Raw genomic sequence first — 25040 nt, forward strand, 5'->3', positions numbered from 1 at the left:
AGTTATCACAACCATTTGAGTTTCTTAAAGTTGTAATACAAGAAGCTACACAACGCGATGATAATAATCATAATAACGAAGTAAGCGTATTTCCAATGCAGCTCAGGCATAAAGTCAAAGTTCATTCCATAAATGCCAGCGATGGCCGTTGGTACCGCTAAAATCCCTGCCCAAGCGGCGAGCTTACGTACCACCTCGTTTTGTCCCATATTGACCATGGCCATATAGGTGTTCATTACCACGCTTAGCATCTCATTGAGGCCGTTGATGGCGTCTAACGAGTGCAGCAAGTGGTCATTGACGTCACGAAAGTAGGGCTTGGCCGCTTGCGAAAACCCAGAGACCAGCTCGCTTTTTTTGTGATTGATAAAAAAACTACAGATGTCTTGCACCGGTAAGATAATGGCACGCATATGTACCAGCTGTGATTTGAGCTCGTAGAGGTTTTTGAGCGTGCCTTTATCAAACTCATAGGTAAAGACATAGCGCTCTTGCTCCCGCAGATAACGCCCCAAACGATCGGTAATCGGCATATAGTTATCCACGATAAAATCGAGAATAGCGTGCAAGACAAATATCGGCCCCATTCTGAGCTTTTCTGGGCGACGGTGGCAGTGCTCGCGGACAGGTGCGTAGGAGTTGGATGGACCATTGCGAATGGTGATTAAGTAGTTTTTGCCCATAAATATCGCAGTGGTGCCGTAGCGAATGACGTTGTCTTCAAGCTTTGCGGTACGTAAGACCACAAATACCATGTCGTTGTCATAATTTTCGACTTTGGCGCGCTGATGGTCGGCAAAGGCATCCTCGATGGCAAGTTCGTGCAGACCAAAGGCTTCTTTGACTTTGACCATGGTTTGGAGGCTGGGGTCATACAAACCCAGCCAGATAAACTGGCCATTGTTACTCAGCGCCCGACTTACATCATTTAGCGCCACTTTATCGAGGTTTTCGCCGGTCTTACGAGAGTAGGCGTAGCAATTGACAACCTCATCTTCACTGGATAGATCGATATCTTCATAGCGCTCAGAATCAGGGTCATAGACCGTCATGGTCTCGATGGTGTCTTCTCTGGTGGCATCGGCATCGCCGTAGATATAGCTATCATCATTATCGAGATACAAATGCTCATCATTCATATCCGCATAAAGACGGTTGATGTCGGAGTTAGGTTCAATACGTGCGGTTTTTTTGAGCAATTGATCGTTATTGTGGTCCATACCCCCTCCCGTGATAAAGTAAAAAATGTCTCACAAATAAAACGCGGCGCCGTCATTAAAGCGCGTGGCTTTTTAAAGTCTCAATATCGACCAAGCTCAGCAGGCTTTCGTGACAGGCTTCGAGCTTGATCGGCGGGGCGATATCGAAGTCCAAGGCCTCGACCCAGCGCAGCGCACAGATGCACCAGTAGTCGCCAGGTTTTAATCCAGCAAAACCATACTCAGGCAGAGGCGTGATTAAGTCATTGCCGCGACTGGCAGAAAAATTCAAAAACTCGCTGGTCATCTTGGCGCAGACGGTATGCTGGCCAACATCATGACTGCCAGTATGGCAAAAACCATTGCGATAATAGCCGGTAATCGGGTCAAAACAGCAGCTAGCAAGCGCCGTTCCTAAGACGTTGGTTTGGTTGATGGCTGGGTTTGGGTGGTAATCAGATGACATAAGGCTTCCGAGATAAAAATATGTGTTAGTGTAACATGAGTCTGTCTGCATGGCGCTGTTCTTGCTGAGGCAATTCGCGCACGTTTTATCAAGTAATGCAAGCGTATAGCGGCTATTTCACGGGCGCTATTTGTTCAATACGAGCAGATAGCCGTCGCCGTAGCTACTGATGCTCATGCTCATGATGCCATAGACGATAATTAGATAGTAATTGTGCCCAATTGTCACTAGGCGAACCTTGAGTGCTATGCTAAACTAAAGCATAAAGTGCCTTGATTATTTATCTCTGTTTATTAGCGCATAAAGATACTCGTCTTATCATTCCAAATTATACTTATTACTCACCCTGTTGCGGTTACCTAGTTTGTTTATAAATAATTGGGTCAATGATGTTGTGTGTTAAAAACACAACGATACGATGTCAATGCCCTTATAAATACAACCTTTTAGTACCGCATCAGTACCGCGTTTTTTGGTAAGCGATACGCCAAACAAGGATTTATTGTGTCTGTCAGTTCTGATTCTGCAAAACCTGCCCAGTTAAATGCAACAAAAAATGCGGCCACTCAGCCTGCCGATAGCGTTGCTAAACCCAATAGCATGCCCTACCTAAACCACTTTGCCAGCGATGTGGCCAACAGTTGGCTGTTGCCTGATGGCGTGGTGGATGTGTTGTTTGAAGACGCGCATAAGCAAGAGGTGCTTAGGTATCAATTGACGCAGCAGCTGATCACTCATGGCTATCAGTTGGTCAATCCGCCGATGATTGAGTTTACTGAGTCACTATTAAGTGACGCCTCAGAAGATTTGAAACGTCAAACGTTTAAGATCATCGACCAGCTGACGGGTCGTTTGATGGGCTTGCGCGCCGATATTACCCCGCAGATTTTGCGTATTGATGCGCATCATGGCGGTACCGGTATTGCGCGTTATTGCTATGCAGGCGATGTGATTCACACTTTGCCCTCAGGACTGTTTGGTTCACGTACGCCCTTGCAGTTAGGCGCTGAGATATTTGGCTGCGCCGATTTGGCAGCCGATATCGAGCTGATTGATGTCTTGTTTGGGATGGTCAATACACTAGATATGAGCGCAGCACTGCATATTGACTTGGGTCATGTGGCGATATTTAAGCGTTTGGCTGAGATGGCGGCGCTATCTGACAGCGACGCTGAGCAATTGATGCATTTATATGCCAATAAAAACCTACCAGAGCTCAAACGCGTTTGCCAAGCATTGCCGATGGGCGATGACTTTTATGCCTTAGCGCGTTTTGGTCACGATATCGATAATTTGCTGACCAAGCTCTCTACTGCCGCCCAGCAAGATGAACAGATATCTACGGCTATCGATGAGCTACAGCGCCTAAAAACGCACCTAAAAACGCAGTGGCAGTGTCCGGTGAGTGTCGATGTGACTGAGCTATCAGGCTACCACTATCATACTGGCATTGTCTTTAATGGCTATATCAATAGCGAGACTCAGCCGCTGGTACGCGGTGGGCGTTTTGATGGTATGCAAAGCGGTGGCCATCTGTCCGCCAGCCAGCCACGCGAAGCCACAGGATTTAGTATGGATGTCAGCCGTTTGCTGGCGCACACGCAGCTTGAAGCGCCAAGTATCGTGCTGATCGATTATCAAGCCGCTACTCAAGCAAGCCCCGAGCAGCGACAAACCTTGCTCCAGCAGGCCACCAGCTTACGCGAGCAGGGCTACCGTGTCACCATGCCACTAAACGCGGACGATCGTCCCGATGGCGTGACACATCGTTTGGGTTTTGCTGACAATCAATGGCAACTACAAACTATTTAGCTTAACTAGATTCAGTTTGGCTGACTTATAGGTATAGTTACAGTAGCATCGCTGCTTGGATAAAGACTTTAAGATAAAACATACTTGGTTTGGCGCGGCAATGATAAGCGCACTGAGCACAAGCATCAAACACTGCTAACATCATGTTAGTTTTGCAACCGTTATTGCACACACCTCAATACATAAAGGTAAGGATTGATCATGGGTAAGAATGTCGTAGTTTTGGGTAGCCAATGGGGCGATGAGGGTAAGGGTAAAATCGTTGATTTGCTTACCGAAAAAGCCTCAGCCGTTGCTCGTTTTCAAGGCGGTCACAACGCTGGGCACACACTGGTTGTCGATGGCAAAACCACCGTCCTACATTTGATCCCATCTGGTATCTTGCGTGAAGGCGTCACCTGCTTCATCGGTAACGGTGTGGTACTAGCGCCAGATGCCCTACTAAAAGAGATAAAAGATCTAGAAGCCAACAACGTACCAGTACGTGAGCGTCTACGTATCTCGCCAAACTGCCCACTCATCATGCCATATCACGTGGCACTTGACCAAGCACGCGAAGCCAAACGCGGTACAGGCAAAATCGGTACCACAGGTCGCGGCATCGGTCCTGCATATGAGGACAAAGTGGCGCGCCGTGCCATCAAGCTTGCTGACTTGTTCCGTGATGATTTAGAAGAAAAACTACGTAACCTAATCGAATATCATAACTTCCAACTGACACAGTATTATAAAGTCGATGCCATCGATTTTGATGAGACCTTTAAGCTGTGCCAAGAGTGGCGCGAAGAGATCAAAGGCATGGTTACTGATGTGACCGAAGACCTCAACCAATTGCGCCTTTCTGGCAAAAACCTAATGTTTGAGGGTGCACAAGGCACGCTACTTGATATCGACCACGGTACCTATCCGTTTGTCACCAGCTCAAGCGTTACAGCAGGCGGCGTATCGACTGGTACGGGTATCGGCCCATTGTACCTAGACTATGTACTTGGTATCACCAAAGCCTACACCACGCGCGTCGGTAGTGGCCCATTCCCAACAGAGTTGTTTGATGATGTGGGTGCCCACTTAGCCAAAGTCGGCCATGAGTTTGGCGCGACCACTGGCCGCGCGCGTCGCTGCGGCTGGTTTGATGCCGAGGCACTACGCCGTGCGGTGGTATTGAACTCTATGTCAGGTATCTGCTTGACCAAGCTTGACGTCTTAGACGGTCTTGAAGAATTGCTAATCGGTGTGGGTTACAACCTCCCTGAGACAGAATGTGCTGGCGCGCACGACGCAGAGTTTTATGAGTCTGTCACACCGAAGTACGAAACAATGGAAGGTTGGAGCGAGTCTACCGTTGGTATCACCAACTATGACGACCTACCAGAAAACGCCAAAAAATACATCAAACGTATCGAAGCATTGATTGGCTGCCCAGTAGATATCATCTCAACCGGCCCTGACCGCGAAGAGACCATCGTACTTCGTGACCCGTATGATGCTTAGTGCTTACTATAAGTCTTGGTGCTATAAGCATTAACTGGCTTGTAGTATTCATCAAGTAGTATCAATTAAACGAACCCCAGTGCTGAGCATTGGGGTTCTTTTTGGTCAATATGATGACCGTATTAACAATTAGCGGATCATAAATTTACTTTTATGCAAGGTGCGGTCATAAATTAATCCTATCATTTATAGCCTCAATCATTATAATAGGCAACAATCCTATGTTGACGCTCGTGTTTTGCTATCGATAAATCATGAGTTATCCGCTTCGTCGACATGGCGGCCAACGTTAAAACAAAGCATTTACCCCTTTACTTTTACCAAACTGACCCCCTATTAGGAGTTTTTTTATGGCTAACGAACGTACTTTATCTATCATCAAGCCTGATGCAGTCGCTGGCAACCACATCGGCGCTATTTATAGCCGTTTTGAAGAAGCGGGTTTAAAAATCGTTGCTGCAAAAATGTTGCATCTTGATGACAAAAAAGCAGGCGGTTTTTACGCTGAGCATGCCGAGCGTCCATTTTATAATGCTTTGGTCTCATTCATGACTTCAGGCCCTGTCGTTGTTTCTGTATTAGAAGGCGAAAACGCCATTGCTAAACACCGTGAAATCATGGGCGCAACCAACCCAGCCGACGCTGCCGAAGGCACTATCCGTGCTGACTTTGCTAGCAGCATCGACGAAAACGCGGTTCATGGTTCAGATTCAGCTGAGTCAGCAGCACGTGAAATCAGCTACTTCTTTAACGATGATGAAGTATGTGCACGTACGCGCTAAGAGCAGCCAGTTATTGATAGCAGCCGAGAGGTTGGCTATGAATAATTTGTGTCGCAAGACGGCTTATATCTGATGGGTATAAGCCGTTTTAGCTATTTTGGTTTGTCTGTTTTTTCGCCGTCTTTGTGTTATTGAAATTTTTTATTATTTGCCTCATTATTGTCTTTATCTAGCATTATCAATCCTTTATCAGTATAGCTACTCATTTTTTGTGCTTGTCGCTATGTATGATTGGCATAAGTACAAGAGATGCTGCGCTCATAATGGATTGCTAATGGCCATATTTGCCATAAGGCGTATGGAGAGCAACACTCATCGCTTATATCAACAATTGCCACGCTTAATTTAGCTGATGCAAAAAGGTTATCTATTATGTCCACTGTTCAATCCCCGATCCAGCATGTCCCTGCCACCTCCAAAGCCAGCATCAAGCTGGTCGATGAAGCGCAGGCCAAGACCAATCTTTTGGGGATGACCCAAGCACAATTGGCTGACTATTTTAAAAGCCTAGGCGAAAAGCCATTTCGCGCGACGCAGGTGATTAAATGGATATATCAGCACGGGGTGACAGATTTTGAGCAGATGACCAATCTGAGCAAGTCACTGCGCGATAAATTGTCGCTGAATGCCTGCGTGACTCCGCCTAAGGTCATTCATCGTCAGTACAGTGATGATGGTACGCGTAAATGGGTGTTTGAAGTGACGGGCGGCTCGCTGGTAGAGACGGTATTGATTCCGGCGGATGATAATAAATCGAATGGCCGCAAAACCTTGTGTATCTCTTCGCAAGTCGGCTGCGCGCTCGACTGTAGTTTTTGTAGTACCGGTAAGCAGGGTTTTGAGCGCGATCTGACGGCGGCTGAGATCATCGGGCAGCTGTGGGTGGCCAATGCTTCCTACATGAGTGATGACAATGACAGCTTAGAGGCTGTCGATCATAGCGCTTGGGAAAACCATGTCACCAACGTGGTGATGATGGGTATGGGTGAGCCTTTATTAAACTACAAGCCTGTAATCGGCTCGATGGAGATTATGCTCAGCGACCATGCTTATGGCCTCTCAAAACGCCGTGTGACATTGTCAACCTCAGGCGTGGTACCCAAGATGTATCAGCTGGCACAAGATCTCGATGTGGCTTTGGCGATATCCTTGCACGCGCCCAATGATGAGCTGCGTGATGAGCTGGTGCCTATCAATAAGAAATACCCGTTAAGTGAGCTGATCGCCGCGGCAAAAAACTACGTGTATGATGTCAATCCACGCCACAAAAAACACGTCACCATTGAGTATGTCATGCTTGATGGCGTCAATGACAGCGATGAGCATGCGCGGCAGTTGGTGGCGTTATTGGATGGTCTACCAAGTAAGATTAATTTGATACCGTTTAATCCGTTTCCGCATGCACCATATGACAAATCAAGCAACAACCGCATCCATGCGTTTAGCAATATCTTAAGTGAAGCTGGGTTTGTGTGTACCATTCGTCAAACGCGCGGCGACGATATCGATGCGGCTTGCGGCCAGCTGGTCGGGCAAGTCGCCGACCGCACTCGTCGTTCAGCGGCATGGCAGCAAAGCATCAAAGCGCGTGAAAACGCTGAGTTGTGATTCATCATACAATTAATCACAACTAAATTGTACTTATGGGGGCTAAATCTATTAAACTGATGCTTCGATTATCGAACGCATTGAATCCAGTTTTATGATGGCGGCTATGATGACTTCTAAAAATTCTTGTCAAAATAAGTATCAAAGCGTGTGTTTTTTGACTGACAAACCATGGATGACAGCCACGTTGCCAGTCGTGGCACAGACGGCAGTGGCGTCCAAACGGCTACTGCTTGGTATGGCAATGGTGGGGCTGTTTTTGACGGGGTGTCAAAGCACGCCAACCGATGATTTATTGGGGGATACCCCTTATCAGACGTCGACGCGGCCGAGCAATGATCGCAACTTGGATCAACAAGAAATTGCGCGCGTACGCACCTCGCTTGCCGCGCAATATATCCGCAAAAACGAGCTTGATACCGCCCAACGCCAGCTTGAAAAAGCCTTCGCTGCCGATAGCCGTTACGCGCCAGCCTATGATATGATGGGCGTTTTGCTGCAGCAAGAGGGCAGCCGTATTAATCTGCAAAAAGCCGATCAGTACTTTAAAAAAGCCATCGCGCTTGATAAAGACTTTGAGCAAGCTCACAATAACTATGGCGTGTATTTGTCGCAGATGAAACGCTATAAAGAAGCGGCTGAGCAGTTTGAGATTGCAGGGGCAGCGCTTGGCTACGAAGGTCGTATCGGCGCGCTGGAAAACCTAGGCCGAACCTACCTACAGATGGGCGACCGTACTGCTGCGGCCAAAGCGTTTTTGCGCGCGCTAGATGGCAACCGCAATAGCATCATCGCCCATATCGAATTGGTAGATTTATTGCTTGAGCAGCAGCGGGTGGCCCAAGCGCAAAAACTTTATGACGAGACACTGATCTTGGTACAAGGGCAAGGTATCAGCCCGCGTTTGCTATTACAAGGCATCAAACTTGCGGCGGCTCAAAACAACATAACCACACGCCAGCAATTGGCACAGCAGCTTTTATCCGCTTATCCACTAAGTGATGAAGCAAAACAACTGAAGACTTGGCTTAACAATCCAGAGGCACCATGGAAATGACCACCCCATCATCAAACACTCAATCAAATACTCAGGGATCATTTGGTGCCATGTTGCAGCAAGCCCGCAAAACAAAGCAAGTCAGTCTAGAAGAGGCCGCCGCCGAGCTATTTATCTTAAAGCGTCACCTAAAAGCCTTAGAAGATGAGAATTTTGCAGATTTGCCGCAAGCCGCGTTTGCTCGTGGTTTTGCTATCAACTATGCCAAGTTTTTGGGGTTAGACCCTGTAAAGATCGCCAGTAGCTTTGATGCCGCCTACCCCAATGAGCTAAAACCACATTCAGTCAACAACATTGATACACCGCTGCGCCCGATGGGCACCTTGCAGCGAGACACTCATAACCGCATTCGTTTCAATCCGTTACTGATTATCGCGGTCATTGGCGTTATTATCTTAGCGATTTTTTTATTCCGCATGGTCAGTAATGCCAGCAAAGAAAATACCCAAGCACCGACCAACGCTGTCGAAGACATCTCGGCACTTGAGCAGGCTCAAGGCGCTGCTATCGATAGCGAGACAGGCGTGGGTGCCGCAGGCTCTGCGCTTAACATAGGCGCGGCGAGCAGCACCGCGACGTTAGAGGTGATGTTGAGCGACGAGGCGGTGGTGGTGATTACTGATGCGTCAGGGAGCAATCTGATGAACGGCGCTCAAAGCACGGGTAGCTATAAGCTATCTGGCATACCGCCATTTAATGTACAGATCGATAATGTCGATAATGTCAGCTTAATGCTCAACCAAGAGGCGGTGGCATTAGAGGCATATGCCACTGATAAGCAAGCCAGTTTTGAGCTTGCGCCATAAGTGGGCAAAAGCATAATGCCGCATCGTTAGGTATCATTGTCAGGGTTTATTTTTATTTTTTTGTTTTAACCAAAGGGTTTGTCTATGTCAACGTCAGCGCCTATTAACCGTCGTTTTACCAAAAAAATATATGTCGGTGATGTCGCGATTGGGGGTGATGCACCGATTAGTGTGCAAAGCATGACCAATACCGAGACTTGTGATGTGGCCGCGACGGTCGCACAAATCGAGCGCTGCGTAGAAGCAGGCGCTGATCTGATGCGCGTCTCGACCCCGACGATGGATACGGTCAACGCCTTTGCCGAAATCCGTAAACAGGTCAGCGTGCCGCTCATCGCCGATGTGCATTTTGATCATAAGATTGCTTTGGCAGTGGCCGAAGCAGGCGCTGATTGTTTGCGTATCAACCCAGGTAATATCGGTAGTGATGCCAAAGTACGTGAAGTGGTTGCCTGCGCCAAGCATCACAATATCCCGATTCGTATCGGTGTCAACGCAGGCTCGCTAGAAAAAGACATCCAGCGAAAGTATAAAGAGCCGACGGGCGAGGCGATGCTAGAGTCCGCGATGCGCCATATCGATATTTTAGAGCGCCTCAATTTTGATCAGTACAAAGTCTCAGTCAAAGCCAGTAATGTGTTTTTGACATTAGAGGCGTATCGTCTGCTCTCAGCCCAAATTGACAACCCGCTACATCTGGGCGTGACCGAAGCTGGTGTCTATCGCACCGGCGCGGTCAAATCTGCCATTGCATTAGGGGGGCTACTCCTAGACGGTATCGGCGATACCATTCGTATCTCCCTTGCGGCAGAGCCTGAAGAAGAAATCAAAATCGGCTTTGATATTTTAAAATCGCTAAATATCCGCTCAAACGGCGTCAATTTTATCGCTTGTCCTAGCTGCTCGCGCCAAGAGTTTGATGTGATCAAAGTGATGACAACGTTAGAGTCGCGTCTCGAGGATATTCGTGAGCCGATGGATCTGTCAGTGATTGGCTGTAAAGTAAATGGCCCAGGGGAGGCCAAAGAAGCCGATATCGGTATTGTCGGTGCTGCGCCAAAGTCATTGGTCTACCGTATGGGCGAAAAAAGCCATTTGATCAATACCGAAAATCTAGTCGATGAGATTGAAAGTATGGTGCGCGCCCATGCTGAAGACTTGGCAAAAAAGCGCGAAAATGAGATTATTCGCGTTAAATAAATACCAGTAGCGCTAACGGATACCAGTAGTGCTGTCGCTGTTTTTAGGTTAACCATATAAAAAAGAACTTGTGATAATTGTAAGGATATGACCGTACCATGATCAAAGCTATCAAAGGGTTTAATGATATTTTGCCTACCCAATCGGCAAAATGGCTACAATTAGAGGCGATATTGGCGGATGTGCTGGGTAGGTACGGTTATGAGCATATTCGCTTGCCTATCGTTGAGCAGACTGATTTGTTTGCCCGTGCTATTGGCGGGGCCACCGACATCGTCGAAAAAGAGATGTATAGCTTTGCCGATAAATCTGAGCCGCCCACTCCTTTGACCTTGCGCCCAGAGGGCACCGCAGGCGCGGTAAGGGCTGTAATCGAGCACAATCTACTGCGCGGTGATACGCCCAAACTATGGTACATCGGCCCCATGTTTCGCTATGAGCGCCCGCAAAAAGGCCGCTATCGTCAGTTTCATCAATTAGGAGTCGAAAGCTTCGGTAGTGCGCTGCCCGATGCCGATGCTGAGCTGATCGCGATGACGCATCTGATGTGGCAAGCGCTGGGTCTCAAAGACGAGATGCGCTTGCAACTAAACAGCTTGGGTGAAATCGACGAGCGCCATGCTTATCGTGAGGCCTTAGTCGCTTATCTAACCGACAAACAAGATCAGCTTGACGAGGATAGCAAGCGCCGTCTGACGACCAACCCGCTACGTATCTTAGACAGCAAAGAGGCGAGTACGCAGGCGTTATTGAATGATGCGCCAAAGCTGGCTGAGTTTTTGGGTACGGAGAGTATGGCGCACTTTGAGCAAGTGCAGGCATACTTGACCGCGCTTGGTATCGATTTTGAGATCAATCCGCATCTGGTACGCGGTCTGGATTATTACAATAAGACCGTCTTTGAATGGGTGACAGACAAGCTAGGTAGCCAAGCCACCGTCTGTGCAGGTGGTCGTTATGATGGTTTGATTGGCCAGCTAAAGTCTGTAGGTACCGACGGCAGTAAACCTGCCAAATCTGAGCCTGCCGTTGGATTTGCCATGGGGCTTGAGCGTTTATTATTGTTACTAGAGGCGGTCGCGCCGATGGCAGACGTTTCGGCCTGCGATGTCTTTGTGGTCGCTCATCCAGAAGTCTATAGCGCAGGTATCAAGTATGCCCAAAACCTACGTTATGAGCGTCCAGATATCCGAGTCAAGATGGCAAGTGCCACCAGCCTAAAAGCGCAAATGAAAAAGGCGGATAAATCAGGGGCTGCGCTCACGGTGATTATTGCTCAGCAAGAGCTCGATGACAATTTGGTGAGTATCAAAGACATGCAGACAGGCGAGCAGCGTAGTGTCTCGCAAGACTGGCTATCGAATGCAGACAATTTTTCGCGCCAGTGATGAATGGGTCGATCGATTAGTCGATCAATTAATAGGTTAATCAGTTGATATCGGCTTTCGCCTCAGCATTTTTATAACACTTTTATTAGGTAACCCTTTATGGCTTTGACACCCAATTCGCCAAATCCAGACAATTCCATGGACGCGTTAAAGCAGTATGGCAGTTATATCGTCACTGCAATTTTGTTGGCGTTGGCCGCTTATTTTGGTTGGACATACTGGCAAAATAACCATGCGCGCGTTGATACAGTCGCAGCAGATCACTACGCGGATATCCAGCGGCTTAATGAAGAAATCAGTCTGGCGGCGCAAAACCCAGATTTGGAAGCTGAGGCGCAAGAAGCGCTGGCACAAAGCCGCACACAACTAGATAAAGATATCGATGCATTGGTTGCCGCCCACGGCGATTCAGTCTATGCGTGGCAAGCACTGATGATAAAAGCCCGTCACCAAGTGGATAGTGATGATTTTACCGCCGCGGCAAATACCCTGAAGCAGGCATTGGCAATTGACTTGGGCGACGCTGGCCTAAGCGCCATCACCCGTCTACGTTATGCCAACACGCTACTGGCAGCAGGTGATACTGAGGGCGCACTGGCAGAAGCCAAACAAGACGTGCCAAGCTCATTTGAAGCCAGTCAGCAAGAGTTGCTAGGCGATATCTATCTGGCACAAAACGATAAAGATTTGGCCATCAACGCTTACAATAATGCGTGGGAGCTGTTACGTGAGCGTCAAGAAATGCGTGCAGTATTGGCACTGAAGATGGAGAGCTTGGGGGTAATGCCTGAGCCCATCGAGGCGCAAGCCAGTCTGATCCAAGAGCCTGCTGTACCAGGGCCTGCGATATCTGAGCAGCCACCAGTGGTAGAGGGCGCATCGGCCGAAGTTACACAGTAGTGGTATTGTATTAGGCGCTATTAACGAATAATAGCGCTGATGTTTTATCAGCACCCTAGGCAGTACCAACAGAATTCTATATGCTAGATTGGCGGCCAGTGGGCTGATCGTGAGAGCAGAGTTGATAAGTGGCTGTTATCTATTTAAAAAAATTTATAACAGTCACCAAGATAATTAAAACCAGGCAACACTGTGAGCAGATCATTGATGGATGAGCCACAGACTGACCGCCCAATCCACTAATCCATAATAATTTTTGTAGTGAGAACCTATGATGACTCAATCCATTCGCTCGAGCAACATGTCAACAGCCAATATTATCAAAAAGACAGTCATGCATGTGGCCGTACTGGCAGTAATGAGCACTGCAGTGATTGGGTGTAATCGCGGTATCAAGCCTGTCGTCAATGATCCTGTCGATTTGGTACAAATTGCAGAGCCGGTCACTGTGCTACAGCCTGTCTTTAGCGCAGATGTTGGCAATAAAAAAGCCAGCAAAAAAGATCCTTTGGCGCTGCAAGTTGGCTATGCCAATGGTCAAATGGTCACAGCTTCACGCGGTGGCGACTTGATAGGGTTTGATAATGCAGGTGAGCGTCTGTGGTCAGTCAATGTCGGTGATCAAATCACCGGCGGCGTGACAGTAGATGCCTTAAGCCAAACAGCAATCATTAGCACACGTGGCGGTCAGGTGATGGCGTTTGATAGTACAACGGGTGCCAAACGCTGGCAGCAGCAGCTATCAGGGTCGGTATTGACGCCAGCTTTGGTCAGTAATAATCGCGTGATTTTGTCAGCGAATGATGGGTTTTTGCACGGCTTATCTCTACAAACCGGCCAGTCCGTATGGCAGTTTGCCACTCAAGTGCCTGCCATCAGTGTACGCGGTAGCGCTGCGCCAACCCTACTAGACAGCAAGACCGCGTTGCTGGCGACCGCAGATGGCCGTTTGCATGCGGTGACGGTTGATAGTGGTCTGCCGCAGTGGTCGAGACGCGTCGGTGTCGGTATGGGCAGCAGCGAAGTTGAGCGTATGAGCGATGTCGATGGCACGCCTACTGTTGATCAAAACCAGCTGTTTGCAATCAGCTATAGTGGTCAGTTATTGGGTATTGATTTGGCCTCGCGTCAGGTTTTATTTGTCAATGAGCTTGCCAGTCTCAAATCCCTTGCTGTCAATAATCAGCAAGTCATCGCCACCAGCCTAGATGGTAAAGTGGTTGCGTATGATCGCAGCAATGGCGAGATGCTCTGGGAGAGCGATGAGCTGGCGTATCGTCACTTGACCAACCCTGTGATGATTGGTGATTATATCGCGGTCGGTGATTTAGAAGGTGTGGTGCATTTGTTCAACCCTGCCAATGGTCAAATCATTAGCCGTGTACAGACCAAGGGGGCGTTGACCAACTTGCAAGTACAAGGAAGTCGTTTGCTAACGCAGAGCACCTCAGGTCAAGTGGCTATCTGGCAGCTGATACGTTAAGTATCATAGACTGTGCCATGCGGTAGCTGATGAGTCGTGATATTGTTATCAGCCAGCCATTAGACTTGCGGATTGATATCACGATCACTACTATTATCACTCACGCTGCTAGGTCAGCGTTTTGTGCTTGGTTGTAAACTGCTTGTTTAAACGCAGGCTTTCGCGTACTCTATGCGACCGATATGCGGTAGGTTTACCATATAGACGATATCATTTGATAGATCCGATAAAATGGTGTCTGAGAGATATAATCATCACTGTAGACTTGCTTACTATAGAGTCGATGTCATAGGGTCGATGATTGTATCTGCTGTCGTTTTATCATTTATATTAATTTGCGGTCACGTACAACAATATTTGCGACTATGATTTTGGTCGCTGTACGGTCTGCCATTGTGCCTTTCACTGAGAGTAACCCATGAGTATCAAGCCTGTGGTCGCCTTAATTGGTCGTCCAAACGTCGGTAAATCAACCTTATTTAACCAGTTTACAAAAAGTCGGCAGGCATTGGTTGCTGATATGTCGGGGCTGACGCGTGACCGTCAGTACGGTGATGCTACCTACGAAAACAAATCGTTTATCGTTGTCGATACGGGTGGTATTGGTGAGGCAGATGATGGCAGTGGCAATATCGATGATTATATGTCTGAGCAATCGCACACAGCGATTCATGAGGCAGATATCATCGTGTTTGTGGTGGATGCGCGGTCTGGGATGATTGGCGCTGATGCTGAGATTGGTAAGTTTTTGCATACATTGGGCAAGCCTGTCTATGTGGTCGCCAACAAAGTCGATGGCGTCCATGATGCCGCGCCTGCGGAGTTTTATGCGCTTGGTTTGGGCGAGCCGTATCCGATGGCCGCCAGCCACGGCCGCGGTGTCGGTAACTTGCTAGAAGTGCTGACCGCTGATATGCCTGAGCAAGAAAACGTCGTCGAACCAAATGGCTTAAAACTTGCCATTATCGGTCGTCCAAATGTCGGCAAATCTACCTTGGTCAACCGTTTGCTTGGCGAAGATAGGGTGGTGGTGTTTGATATGCCAGGCACCACGCGCGACAGTATTTATATTCCTTATAAACGGGATGGTAAGGATTATGTCCTCATCGACACCGCAGGCGTGCGCCGCCGCGGCAAAATTGATGAAAAAGTAGAAAAATTCTCCGTTATCAAAACCCTACAAGCCATCGAAGACTCCAATGTGACGGTGATTGTCATCGATGCGCAAGAAGGCATCGTCGATCAAGACTTGCATATGATAGGCTATGCGCTCGATGCAGGTCGGGCGCTGGTGGTCGCGATAAACAAATGGGATGGCCTCAGCCAAGACCAAAAAGACTATATCAAGCTTGAGATGGATCGCCGCTTTAGCTTTATTCCTTTTGTGAAAGTGCACCTGATCTCAGCGCTACATGGTACCGGCGTGGGCAACTTATACCCGTCGATTTTGCGCGCTTATCAGTCATCTATGTTTGAGGTATCGACCAATCGCTTGACGCAGATATTGCAAGACGCTGTGACAGCCAACCCACCACCGACCGTCGCAGGTCGCCGTATTAAGTTGCGTTATGCGCATATCGGTGGTCACAACCCACCGGTCATTGTCATTCACGGTAACCAAACCAGTGCGCTACCGAAGAGCTATCAGCGTTACCTCGAAAACCAATTTCGTCAAGTCTTTAAGCTTGAAGGCACACCGCTGAATGTCATCTTTCGACAAAATGACAACCCCTATGCTAATAAAAGCGACACGCCGACGAAAGCAAAAGCGCAGCAGTTACGCCAACGTGAACGCAATCGGGCAAAAAAATTCACCACCAAAGACAAAAAACCTCGCTAACTTGCTAATGGCTAACTTGCCAGTGGCGAGTGTACGAACCAGTCGCTTTATGATGTCGCCTGTATCGTTGTCACGATAAGGCGGCATAGTGCTGCGCCGCTGTTTTTATTCTCACCTTGTTGTGTATAGTCAATCCAATATGAAATTGGCACATCTGATGCCAGTATAGTTAGCTGAATGTAAACCTGTTATGGATTTAAACGCGCTACTGGTATAAATTTTACTTGCGTGCTGCGTTCCCAGAGGCTGCGCAAAATTCATCCCAGTAGCGCTATGACATTTTTAGAGTGTATCGACTATAGGACGGTACTTGCCCAAAAATATCTGCATGTTTTTCTTATCACTTCTGCAAAATACCTGTAGTATGAATAAAAAGTTGTCTTGGCTTCGTTGAGTGATATGAACAGCCCTCGATCTCGCACCATTCCTATGCTTATCTGGCGCTCTGTCGTACAGGCCATTACGCTGGCTGTGTTGGCAGGGTTTATATTGTCTTTTGTCTATGGTCTGACTTATCATTACAAAGAAACGCATCGGCATATAGATCAGCTTGCCGCGGTATTGACCGCCAGCGCCTCGACAGCAGAAGGGGCAGATATCGTAGCGGAGCAAGTTGCCTTTTTATTAGAAAATGAGCCAAGTATTCAGAGTATTTTATTTTACTCAACCCCTCAGCCTATCAGTGATACTAGTCAATCTAGAGGCGACTGGAAAAACGCCCTGTTTGCCGATACGGTCAGCTTTAATTACCCAGTCGTCAGTAATGACTTGCAACCAGACAGTCTTACTATTGCCGCTACGCTCTCTGATGCTGATGGTTTACCGCGCCAGTCATCAGACCTAGCGGCGTCCTCAAGCACCACAAAAAATGCCAAGAGTACGCTGGTCGGTTATATTAATATCACCTTAGATGTCAAAAAACTGCGCGCAAGCTGGTTTCAAAGCAATGCTTTATTGTGGCTGGTTACGATTTTGCTGGCTGTGGTCTGGGCGCTGTATATCTTACGCAAGCTCAACTGGCCGGTTAGGGATTTGGACGCGCTCACTGAAGTATGCGACATCATCATTAGGACGCCTGAGCTTGAAAAACTGCCCGTTATCGCTCAGCATTTTAATTTTCAGGAGCTGGTGCAAATCAAGCAGGCTTTGATTGTACTGTTTAAACGCTTGCAAGATATCAAACAAGACTATGAAGCGGTGGCGATCTTTGAGCAGCAGCTACACAGCAAAGATGTATCGCTCGATGTGCAGCTGCATAATTTTCAGAGCATGATAACCCACGAGCTAAAAACCTCATTAAATGCCATTGTCGGCGGCTTACAACTGCTAGATTATGAAACCTTGAGCCGAGAGCAAAAAGACGCGGTCGATATCATCAGTAGTGGCAGTGACAAGCTGGTGTCTTCGCTTGAGCATATCATTCAGTTGAATCAGATACAAAAAGGTCAGATGACCATTCATCTTAGTGAGTTCAACCCACTACAGCTGATCGCTGATCTGTTGGCAGAGTTTGAGCCTGTCGCTAAACGTAAGGGCTTAGAGCTGATTAGCCAAGTGCATCATATAGATTATGGCCTACAAGGTGATGTAAAAAAGATACAGCAAATACTCTCGATTTTGCTAAGTAATGCCATTAAGTTTACCTCAGCGGGGCAGGTCACCATTGCCTCGCAGCTCACGCATTTTGATAAAAGTAATCGCTGGCAGATTAGCGTAAAAGACACGGGCATCGGCATCGATAATAATCACATCGACGATATTTTTAATCCGTTTTTTCAGGTGGATTCGTCACAAACGCGGCAATACGAAGGCTCAGGGATAGGCTTGCCCGTCGTCAAACAAATGGCCCAGCTGATGGGAGCGAGTATCGATGTCCATAGTGAGCTGGGCGTTGGTACAGAGTTTGTCTTGACCATTCCTCTGCCCAACCAACAGCAAGTCCATCAGCAGCAAGTGCTGGCGGGGCTGAGTATTATTTACTATTATTATCACGAAGCGGGATTTTTGGTGGAAGAGCTTGAGCGGTTAGGCGCGCAGGTGATCTGCCATCAGTATGAGCAGCTGGCGCTAGATGAGATGCGCCACAAAAAAATCGACATAGTGATGTTTGCAGAAGACGTGTATCCTGCGAGGGCTGAGGCATTGGCCACTCGTATTCGTCAGATAGAAAACGCTGATATCACCCATCGGACGCTATTGATATACTGGTATCCAAAACACCACGTGCGCAGCTTAGAGAGCTTTGAGCATGGGCTAAAAGCCGCTGGTGTCGACTATTGCCACATGGTGACATATAGTGACAAAGGGTTGAGCGATTTGATAAAACGCTGGCTCGTTTGGACATGATATGGTGGGATTAACTACAGACATGGCGAGATGAGTGTGATACTACAAGCCTTGATTTTATGCAAAAAAAAGACGCTCCGGTAGATGAGCGTCTTTTTTTTTGTATATAAGTTATGCCAAGTGCTTAAAAAAAGCTTTGTACCCAGCGAACCACACGCTGCCAAGTGCGGCTCAAAAATCCTGATTGTTCGATGTCACTGGTGGCAATAACAGGCACGGATGCCACTGCTTTGCCGTCGATGACTGCCATCATTTTACCGATGTTTTGTCCTTTTTTGATGGGGGCTTCTAAGCTTTCGGGGATGTCGACCACGGTGGTTATTTTGTTTTTTTGCGTCTTACTGGTCAGTATTTGCAAGTTATCACCTGTGACCAGCTCAGTTTCGTCGGTTTCACCAAACCAGACTGGTACCTTACTGACAAACTGCCCAGCAGGTGCTTTGGTGACGGTGGTAAAGTGACCAAAACCCCAGTTAAGCAGCTCGCGCGACTGGTCGGCACGGGCTTGCGGGCTTTCGGTGCCCATGATCACAGAAATCAGACGCATGCCATCACGTTTGCTCGAGGCGGCCAAGCAGTAGCCTGCAGCATCTGTATGCCCTGTTTTTAGACCGTCGACCGTGGGGTCAGTCGCTAGTAGGGCGTTGCGGTTGCCTTGTGTGATGCCATTGTAGGTAAACTCTTTTTCGGCATACAAGCCATAGTAGTCGCCGCTGTTTTTGATGATAGCGCGCGATAGCTTGGCCAAGTCCAGCGCTGAAGCTCTATGGCCTTCGTCAGGCATACCTGTCGAGTTGACAAAATGGGTGTTTTCCATGCCCAGCTTTTCTGCTTGCTCATTCATCAAGATGGCAAACGAGGCTTCGCTACCAGCGATATGCTCTGCCATGGCTTTTGAAGCATCATTACCGGATTGAATTATGATGCCGCGCAGCATGTCGAGGACACTGGCGGTTTTATTGACAGGGACGTACATACAAGACTGACTGCTACTGCCGCGGCACCACGCATTTGGGCTCATTAGTACTTGATCGTCTTCTTTTAGGTCACCTGAGGCGAGGCGCTGCTCGATGATGTAGCTGGTCATCATTTTTGTCAAAGATGCTGGCGGTAGCGCTTCATTGGCGTTTTTTTGTGCCAAGATTTCACCAGTGTTGTAGTCCATTAATACATAGGCGGTATTGTCCATCTCGGGTGGCTGAATGGCGGCATTTGCCATCATCGCACTCATAGAAACACTTACACCAACGACCAGCTGTACCAGCTGATTTTTTACACGCTTTACTGTCATATATCGTTACACCGCATCATAAAACCAAATGTATCTGCCGCTTGCGACTCGCCCCAAACCTCGGTCATTTTTTTCGTATGTCTTAAATATTATATTCAAAAACAAGGGATTAATGATGGCAGTGACGATGGTGCGACAGACATAAAATTAACGCCTTATCTTAGCAAAATGATAACCGATGGGGAATCGATAACTGCAAAAAATAAGGCACCACCAAAAATAAAAAGCCTTGCTTATGTCTATGTTCGCTTATTGCGTTTATCACGTAACTCAGGCTATCTTCACCTATCTATAGTTAGCTGAATGTAAAACTGTTATGAATTTAAACGCGCTACTGGTATAAATTTTACTTGCGTGCTGCGTTCCCAGAGGCTGCGCAAAATTCATCCCAGTAGCGCTATGACATTTTTAGAGTGTATCAACTATATAAGGTATCTTAAAAAACAAACCCAGCGCGATCTTCGGTTGCAAAAAAGCCTGCTGCATGGCCCATCTTCTGGCAATACAGCAAGCTTTTATGTCATCTATCACTCGTCAGAAAATATTAAAGACATTAAAAATCTTGACGCTTTGTCTCGCTCTGGACGCCCGCTTGTGTCGTTTTTTATTGTCGTTGATGATCAATGTTATTTTGGCGTCAAAAGCACAGTGGCACGTTTTTTTTATTTTTTTAAATCGTCTGTCTTATTATGCTTATCATAAGTGGTGATGAGGGGGTACTAGTATTCAGCATTGGCCAAATCTTCGCACAGCGCTCGGTTGTCTTGCTTAGAAAACCCCATCGTCCAGCTACGGATGCCTTGGAGAATTTGGCGATAGTCTTGCTGCGTTGATAGGTATTGAATCGCCGCTTTGGGGTCTTCTAGTGACGGCATCAGCTCGTGCAACTGCACGTTATAAGACTTATAAAAACGCTGTTTTTGCTTACCGTTTAGCATCGGCGGACAAATCTCTGAAAGCACTTGCATCACAGCGATTTCATGCTTGGTGATGTTGATACCAGACATGTCTAAAGGAATGGTCGTCGCAGCATTGTTTGCCGCATAGGAGGCTTGAGACAGCATGGCAACAGACGTTATCAGTCCTGCAAGACCTACCTTGGATGCGGTCTTCGCTAGCACAGAAGCTATAGATAATATCGATTGATTTTTCATTCTGTATTACACTCGCTTATCTTTATTTAATGGTCATATGTTAATGGGTAAAAAAACAAAAGTCACATAAAATATTGATTTATGTGTAGATATATTGTGAGCCAAAGCCATCTTGCAGCAACATATCAGCAGCATCGTCAGCTAAGTTACGTCCGCCTAAAAGTATAAGTTTGTATTGTAGTGCGTTGTTGCCTATTGTAACCTAATGGCAAGTTTTTGCTTATCATTTAATCTGTACTGTCGGTATGACGCTCTGCCATAAATAGTTCAGGATAAAGCTGTAAAGCCTTGAATACTGTAGGATGTGAGCCTTCATATTTGTATCTATTGCATCTATGGTTTGGTCTGCTATGTGTGCGTCAGTGTATGATTGGGGTATAATCGCCATTTATTTTTGCCCTTTTGCTTTTTTGCGCTTTTACTTACGATATCAGCAGGGCGCGCTGATGATCTTTACCATGGGTAGTGAGTTGGCACAATTTATAAGTATAAGGAAGAAGGTATCATTGGGCGATAAATTTTACCAATCAACCGTTTTCATGATGGCCTATCATCTAAGCAATGCTGCGCCGAGTATAGCAATATTATGACAAAAAGGCTGAAAAGCAGACAAACGGTCAAAGACAAAAACAACGAGCAAATATGAGATTTTTACTTAGCAATGATGATGGCGTACACGCGCCAGGACTATTGGCATTGGCTCAGGCACTATCGACCATCGGTGAGGTAGTCGTCGTCGCCCCAAGCGAAGAGCAAAGTGGCTGCGCAAGCTCGCTTAGTGTCTCAAAGCCGCTGTATGCTCATCAGTTGCCGTCAGGTTTTGTCGCTGTCAATGGCTCTCCTGCCGACTGTATTTATCTGGCATTGCACGAGCTGTACCGTGATACGGACTTTGATTGTATCGTCACCGGCATCAATTCAGGCGCCAATTTGGGACAAGATGTCTTGTTTTCTGGTACCTTTGGCGCGGCATTGACCGCTCAGATTTTTGGTATACCCGCGATTGCCACTTCTTTGGTAGGCGGCGGTGTCAAAGGAAAAAAGACAGGCAAACGACGAGGGCAAGAGGATGCCAGTCACTATAAAGTGGCTGCTGAGGAGATTGCCAAGCTCATTCGTGAGACCGCCATTTTGTCGATGTGTAAAAGTTTGCCCTATCACGTATTAAACGTTAATATTCCTGATGTGCACAGTAGTGCTGAGATAAAAGGCCGAAAAATCACCACGCTTGGCCATGCTCAGATTGCGCGCCCCGTCCATCACATGGTGGATCCGCGCGGGCGAGATGCGTATTGGCTGTCGTTACGCAAACGCAAAAACGCCCACGCCGCATCAGTGCGAAATGATGAGGAGGGTGACGAAACGACCCGATTACCAGATCGTCAGGCGCTTAACCCCTTATACCAGCAAACCTATGAGGTGGCAGGTGTGATGAACGACGATAAAGCCGTGGCCGAAAACTATATCAGCCTATCGCCTGTGCGATTACACCATGCGCCAAAAGCTGCGTTAGAGACGTTGTCGAGTTTGGCCTTATGAAGATAATTGAGGCGATAAAGGCAGGAGTAATAGCACAAATCATAGACAGCTGAGGTCTGTGGCCATAGGATAGATAACCCAAAAAGCATAATACGTATGAGTGGCACACAAACCACTCAATGAGACAAAAACTGATGAGTGAGAGAAAGAATAGGAACCTTGTATGAAAAAGCTTAACACAGGATCGCACCTTGCAACGTCGGTGTTGATTGGTAGCATGGCCGCCGCTGCGCTAACGATGGTAGGCTGTGCCACCAAACCTACTTATCAGACAGCAAACCAAGCTGCGCCCAAGATCATCACCAACGCACAAGGGGTTCCTAACTACCATCTGGTCCAGCGCGGTGATACCGTCAGCCAAATCGCCGCCCGTTATCGCCTAAATTATCGTCAAATTGGCGCGATCAATGGCTTAGATAGCAAATACACCATCTATAGTGGCCAATGGCTAAAGCTCTGGCAAGGACAGCCAAATGCTGCCAATAACAATCGCTATAACGCGCCTGCTCAGACACGGCCACAGCCTACTTACAACCCACCTGTCACCAGTACACCTAATAACACCAGCCCTGTCTATGAAGTCACGGCAAACGCCACGTCAGGCTATGAGTACCCGAGCCACAACCAAGTGACACGTAACTTTGATGCGGCGGCTGGCACGATGGGCATGTGGTTTGCTGGCAATATCGGCGACCCTGTACTGGCGAGCCAATCAGGGACAGTGCTATATGCAGGTAACGGTCTGCCTGAATATGGCAATCTGATCATGATTCGTCATAGTGACAACTATATCACCGCCTACGCTCACAACAGCCAACTTTTGGTTAAAGAAGGGGACGCGGTGCAGCGAGGCCAACGTATTGCCAATATGGGGAGTAGTGGCCAAACCAATCAAGTGGGCCTGGAGTTTCAAGTACGCTTAAATGGCAACCCTATTGATCCACGGGCAGTATTGGGACGCTAGTCTTTGTCAGTGCCATGATTGATTGTGCAGCACGGCCTAGCATTGCTGCTCTACCGCTGCTGGTTTTTATTTGCTAAGTTATCCCAAGTCCTAAAAAGATGATAAACGACTGATGAGCGATATGTTGATGAGTGGTATATAGTTACTCTATGCTCATTACTCTGATTTTTGGCAACGGTATGGCTTACCGATAGTACTTATTCACACCTGAGACTTCTTATGATTTTAAAAAAACACTATATTGCTCTTTTCCCAGCGCTAGTCATGGTGGGCTGTACCAGCCAACAAGCGATGCAAAAACCTAGCAAACCTGTGCGTCAGGCTAACGTGCAAATTACTCAAACTCAGACCATTCAAGTCAAGCCGACCCCCAAGCCTGCTGTCAAACCCCAGCCAGTCGCAAAACCAAGCTATGGCAGTTTTTCTGACTGGAAGTCGGATTTTTCTATGCGCGCCATGGCGTCAGGTTATGATGCACAGACCATTCGCCGCCTGCTAGATTTGGCGTATCTCAATCAGCAAGTCATCTCTTTAGACTCAGGGCAGCCTGAGTTTTCTAAAATGCCGTGGGAGTATGTGGATTCGGCGGTATCAGACGGCAGAGTCAGCACAGGTAAGCGTAAGTTTGCAGAGCAGCGGGCGTTTTTGTCCCAGTTACAGTCGCAGTATGGCGTCAATGCCGAAATCATCGCGGCAATATGGGGGATGGAGTCTTCGTATGGCGCGGTGACGGGCAACAGTAGCATTCCAAGCTCGCTTGCCAGCCTTGCCTATGACGGTCGTCGCCAAGAGTTTGCCGAAACTCAGTTGTTGTCGCTTGCTTCGTTATTGCAGCGCGGCGATGTGTCATGGTCACAGCTTGATGGCTCTTGGGCGGGCGGCATGGGGCAAACCCAATTCATCCCTGATACTTGGCTCAAACAAGGGGTAGATGGCGATGGTGATGGTCACCGCAACCCTTGGGCAACGGGAGATGCATTGGCGTCTACTGCCAATTATCTGAGTAACTCAGGCTGGGTACGCGGCTTAGCGCCTTTTTATGAAGTGAGGATTCCTGCATCTTTTGATTATGCCGTTGTTGGCAGTAAACAGTCGGCGGCCAGATGGGCGGCGCTTGGTATCGATACCATCGATGATGTGTCTTTGGATGCCAATACTCAGATGGAGTTGTGGCTACCGGCTGGCAAAGATGGTCCTGCACTGCTGCTCAGTCCCAATTTTGATGTGATCAAAGTCTATAATAATTCATCAAGCTATGCCCTAGGGGTCAGCTTGTTGGGCAAAGCGCTGGCAGGGCAAGGCGGTCTATATAAATCATGGCCACGTTATGAGCGCCCATTATCGACTGTGCAAGTACGCAATCTCCAGCAGCGTCTGACCAGCATGGGTTACGATACCAAAGGTGCTGACGGTATCGTAGGCACCAATACGCGTAGGGCGTTTCAGCGTTGGCAAGCAGATAATGGCCAGACGCCAGATGGCTTTATTACTCAGCGCAGTGCTGCAAGCCTAGCCTCATGGTGAGCTAGGCTGTTAAACTGGCTGTGTCATCTGGTTGGCTATTAATATTAAGCTGTTAAAGAAGGCATTTTGCTCACGTTCTTGCTAGGCTCTACAGTAAGCCGTTAACAACTACAACAAAAAGCACCTTATTAGGTGCTTTTTTTGCGCTAGTCTAGGATTGCTATATCAGTTATAGTCAATCTGATACGCG

The 25040-nt window shown here is 47.7% G+C and carries 19 protein-coding genes; 15 read left to right on the forward strand and 4 right to left on the reverse strand.

Features of this window, described 5'->3' with window-relative positions; genetic code table 11:
* Nucleotides 1–5: 5 nt before the first annotated feature.
* Nucleotides 6–1220, reverse strand: a complete 1215-nt coding sequence (corA, locus tag JFC05_RS04155) for a magnesium/cobalt transporter CorA (protein ID WP_198335892.1) — start codon at nt 1218–1220, stop codon at nt 6–8.
* A gap of 55 nt (nt 1221–1275) precedes the next feature.
* A complete protein-coding gene (locus JFC05_RS04160) occupies nt 1276–1665 on the reverse strand; it encodes a DUF2237 family protein (RefSeq protein WP_105245018.1) in 390 nt (129 codons plus the stop codon).
* Between the two features lie 504 nt (nt 1666–2169).
* Here JFC05_RS04160 and JFC05_RS04165 point away from each other — a divergent pair.
* The 12 genes from JFC05_RS04165 to JFC05_RS04220 all read left to right on the forward strand — a co-directional run bounded on the left by JFC05_RS04165 (nt 2170) and on the right by JFC05_RS04220 (nt 18378).
* Nucleotides 2170–3477 carry an ATP phosphoribosyltransferase regulatory subunit gene (locus JFC05_RS04165; RefSeq protein WP_198335893.1) on the forward strand — a complete coding sequence of 436 codons (1308 nt, stop codon included), beginning with the start codon at nt 2170–2172 and terminating at the stop codon, nt 3475–3477.
* 201 nt (nt 3478–3678) lie between these two features.
* On the forward strand, nt 3679–4968 hold the full coding sequence (locus tag JFC05_RS04170) for an adenylosuccinate synthase (RefSeq protein WP_075101505.1): 1290 nt from the start codon (nt 3679–3681) through the stop codon (nt 4966–4968).
* Between the two features lie 350 nt (nt 4969–5318).
* Nucleotides 5319–5750 (forward strand): nucleoside-diphosphate kinase, encoded by a 432-nt coding sequence (gene ndk / locus JFC05_RS04175; RefSeq protein ID WP_198335894.1) that lies wholly within the window; start codon nt 5319–5321, stop codon nt 5748–5750.
* 372 nt (nt 5751–6122) lie between these two features.
* Nucleotides 6123–7358 (forward strand): dual-specificity RNA methyltransferase RlmN, encoded by a 1236-nt coding sequence (gene rlmN / locus JFC05_RS04180; RefSeq protein WP_192994768.1) that lies wholly within the window; start codon nt 6123–6125, stop codon nt 7356–7358.
* Nucleotides 7359–7464: 106 nt separating this feature from the next.
* The gene (gene pilW / locus JFC05_RS04185; protein WP_227697397.1) at nt 7465–8415 is read left to right on the forward strand and encodes a type IV pilus biogenesis/stability protein PilW; all 951 of its coding nucleotides are present in this window, start codon (nt 7465–7467) and stop codon (nt 8413–8415) included.
* Nucleotides 8406–9221, forward strand: coding sequence for a helix-turn-helix domain-containing protein (locus tag JFC05_RS04190; protein ID WP_227697398.1), 816 nt, complete (start codon nt 8406–8408; stop codon nt 9219–9221). Before pilW ends, JFC05_RS04190 begins: the two co-directional genes overlap by 10 nt.
* Before the next feature lie 84 nt (nt 9222–9305).
* Nucleotides 9306–10421: a flavodoxin-dependent (E)-4-hydroxy-3-methylbut-2-enyl-diphosphate synthase gene (ispG, locus tag JFC05_RS04195; protein ID WP_198335896.1), complete on the forward strand. Its 1116-nt coding sequence runs from the start codon at nt 9306–9308 to the stop codon at nt 10419–10421.
* A gap of 98 nt (nt 10422–10519) precedes the next feature.
* A complete protein-coding gene (gene hisS, locus JFC05_RS04200) occupies nt 10520–11809 on the forward strand; it encodes a histidine--tRNA ligase (protein ID WP_105245023.1) in 1290 nt (429 codons plus the stop codon).
* 138 nt (nt 11810–11947) lie between these two features.
* Nucleotides 11948–12709 (forward strand): YfgM family protein, encoded by a 762-nt coding sequence (locus tag JFC05_RS04205; RefSeq protein ID WP_227697399.1) that lies wholly within the window; start codon nt 11948–11950, stop codon nt 12707–12709.
* 274 nt (nt 12710–12983) lie between these two features.
* Complete coding sequence (gene bamB / locus JFC05_RS04210) at nt 12984–14192, forward strand: outer membrane protein assembly factor BamB (RefSeq protein WP_105246591.1); 1209 nt, start codon at nt 12984–12986, stop codon at nt 14190–14192.
* A 418-nt stretch (nt 14193–14610) separates the two neighbouring features.
* Entirely contained in the window at nt 14611–16032 is a 1422-nt protein-coding gene (gene der / locus JFC05_RS04215) for a ribosome biogenesis GTPase Der (protein WP_075101512.1), read from the forward strand.
* Between the two features lie 399 nt (nt 16033–16431).
* Nucleotides 16432–18378 carry a sensor histidine kinase gene (locus JFC05_RS04220; protein WP_198335898.1) on the forward strand — a complete coding sequence of 649 codons (1947 nt, stop codon included), beginning with the start codon at nt 16432–16434 and terminating at the stop codon, nt 18376–18378.
* Between the two features lie 124 nt (nt 18379–18502).
* On the opposite strand, the gene JFC05_RS04225 is transcribed toward JFC05_RS04220, so the two are convergent.
* Nucleotides 18503–19669: a D-alanyl-D-alanine carboxypeptidase family protein gene (locus tag JFC05_RS04225; protein ID WP_198335899.1), complete on the reverse strand. Its 1167-nt coding sequence runs from the start codon at nt 19667–19669 to the stop codon at nt 18503–18505.
* A gap of 719 nt (nt 19670–20388) precedes the next feature.
* Complete coding sequence (locus tag JFC05_RS04230; protein WP_075101516.1) at nt 20389–20823, reverse strand: MCR_0457 family protein; 435 nt, start codon at nt 20821–20823, stop codon at nt 20389–20391.
* Between the two features lie 642 nt (nt 20824–21465).
* Here JFC05_RS04230 and surE point away from each other — a divergent pair.
* From surE to JFC05_RS04245, 3 genes are all read left to right on the forward strand, one after another.
* Nucleotides 21466–22362, forward strand: coding sequence for a 5'/3'-nucleotidase SurE (gene surE, locus JFC05_RS04235; protein ID WP_198335900.1), 897 nt, complete (start codon nt 21466–21468; stop codon nt 22360–22362).
* Nucleotides 22363–22525: 163 nt separating this feature from the next.
* Complete coding sequence (locus tag JFC05_RS04240; protein WP_198335901.1) at nt 22526–23326, forward strand: peptidoglycan DD-metalloendopeptidase family protein; 801 nt, start codon at nt 22526–22528, stop codon at nt 23324–23326.
* Nucleotides 23327–23545: 219 nt separating this feature from the next.
* Entirely contained in the window at nt 23546–24850 is a 1305-nt protein-coding gene (locus JFC05_RS04245; protein WP_198335902.1) for a lytic murein transglycosylase, read from the forward strand.
* Nucleotides 24851–25040 lie beyond the last annotated feature (190 nt).

The sequence above is a fragment of the Psychrobacter celer genome (genome assembly GCF_016107555.1).
In the GTDB taxonomy this organism is placed as follows: domain Bacteria; phylum Pseudomonadota; class Gammaproteobacteria; order Pseudomonadales; family Moraxellaceae; genus Psychrobacter; species Psychrobacter celer.

Excerpts from the sequence above, each read along its gene's own strand:
- corA (WP_198335892.1), bottom strand. The coding sequence starts at position 1,220 with ATGGACCACAATAACGATCAATTGCTCAAAAAAACCGCACGTATTGAA.
- JFC05_RS04160 (WP_105245018.1), bottom strand. The coding sequence starts at position 1,665 with ATGTCATCTGATTACCACCCAAACCCAGCCATCAACCAAACCAACGTC.
- JFC05_RS04170 (WP_075101505.1), top strand. The coding sequence starts at position 3,679 with ATGGGTAAGAATGTCGTAGTTTTGGGTAGCCAATGGGGCGATGAGGGT.
- ndk (WP_198335894.1), top strand. The coding sequence starts at position 5,319 with ATGGCTAACGAACGTACTTTATCTATCATCAAGCCTGATGCAGTCGCT.
- rlmN (WP_192994768.1), top strand. The coding sequence starts at position 6,123 with ATGTCCACTGTTCAATCCCCGATCCAGCATGTCCCTGCCACCTCCAAA.
- pilW (WP_227697397.1), top strand. The coding sequence starts at position 7,465 with ATGATGACTTCTAAAAATTCTTGTCAAAATAAGTATCAAAGCGTGTGT.
- JFC05_RS04190 (WP_227697398.1), top strand. The coding sequence starts at position 8,406 with ATGGAAATGACCACCCCATCATCAAACACTCAATCAAATACTCAGGGA.
- ispG (WP_198335896.1), top strand. The coding sequence starts at position 9,306 with ATGTCAACGTCAGCGCCTATTAACCGTCGTTTTACCAAAAAAATATAT.
- hisS (WP_105245023.1), top strand. The coding sequence starts at position 10,520 with ATGATCAAAGCTATCAAAGGGTTTAATGATATTTTGCCTACCCAATCG.
- JFC05_RS04205 (WP_227697399.1), top strand. The coding sequence starts at position 11,948 with ATGGACGCGTTAAAGCAGTATGGCAGTTATATCGTCACTGCAATTTTG.
- bamB (WP_105246591.1), top strand. The coding sequence starts at position 12,984 with ATGACTCAATCCATTCGCTCGAGCAACATGTCAACAGCCAATATTATC.
- der (WP_075101512.1), top strand. The coding sequence starts at position 14,611 with ATGAGTATCAAGCCTGTGGTCGCCTTAATTGGTCGTCCAAACGTCGGT.
- JFC05_RS04220 (WP_198335898.1), top strand. The coding sequence starts at position 16,432 with ATGAACAGCCCTCGATCTCGCACCATTCCTATGCTTATCTGGCGCTCT.
- JFC05_RS04225 (WP_198335899.1), bottom strand. The coding sequence starts at position 19,669 with ATGACAGTAAAGCGTGTAAAAAATCAGCTGGTACAGCTGGTCGTTGGT.
- JFC05_RS04230 (WP_075101516.1), bottom strand. The coding sequence starts at position 20,823 with ATGAAAAATCAATCGATATTATCTATAGCTTCTGTGCTAGCGAAGACC.
- surE (WP_198335900.1), top strand. The coding sequence starts at position 21,466 with ATGAGATTTTTACTTAGCAATGATGATGGCGTACACGCGCCAGGACTA.
- JFC05_RS04240 (WP_198335901.1), top strand. The coding sequence starts at position 22,526 with ATGAAAAAGCTTAACACAGGATCGCACCTTGCAACGTCGGTGTTGATT.
- JFC05_RS04245 (WP_198335902.1), top strand. The coding sequence starts at position 23,546 with ATGATTTTAAAAAAACACTATATTGCTCTTTTCCCAGCGCTAGTCATG.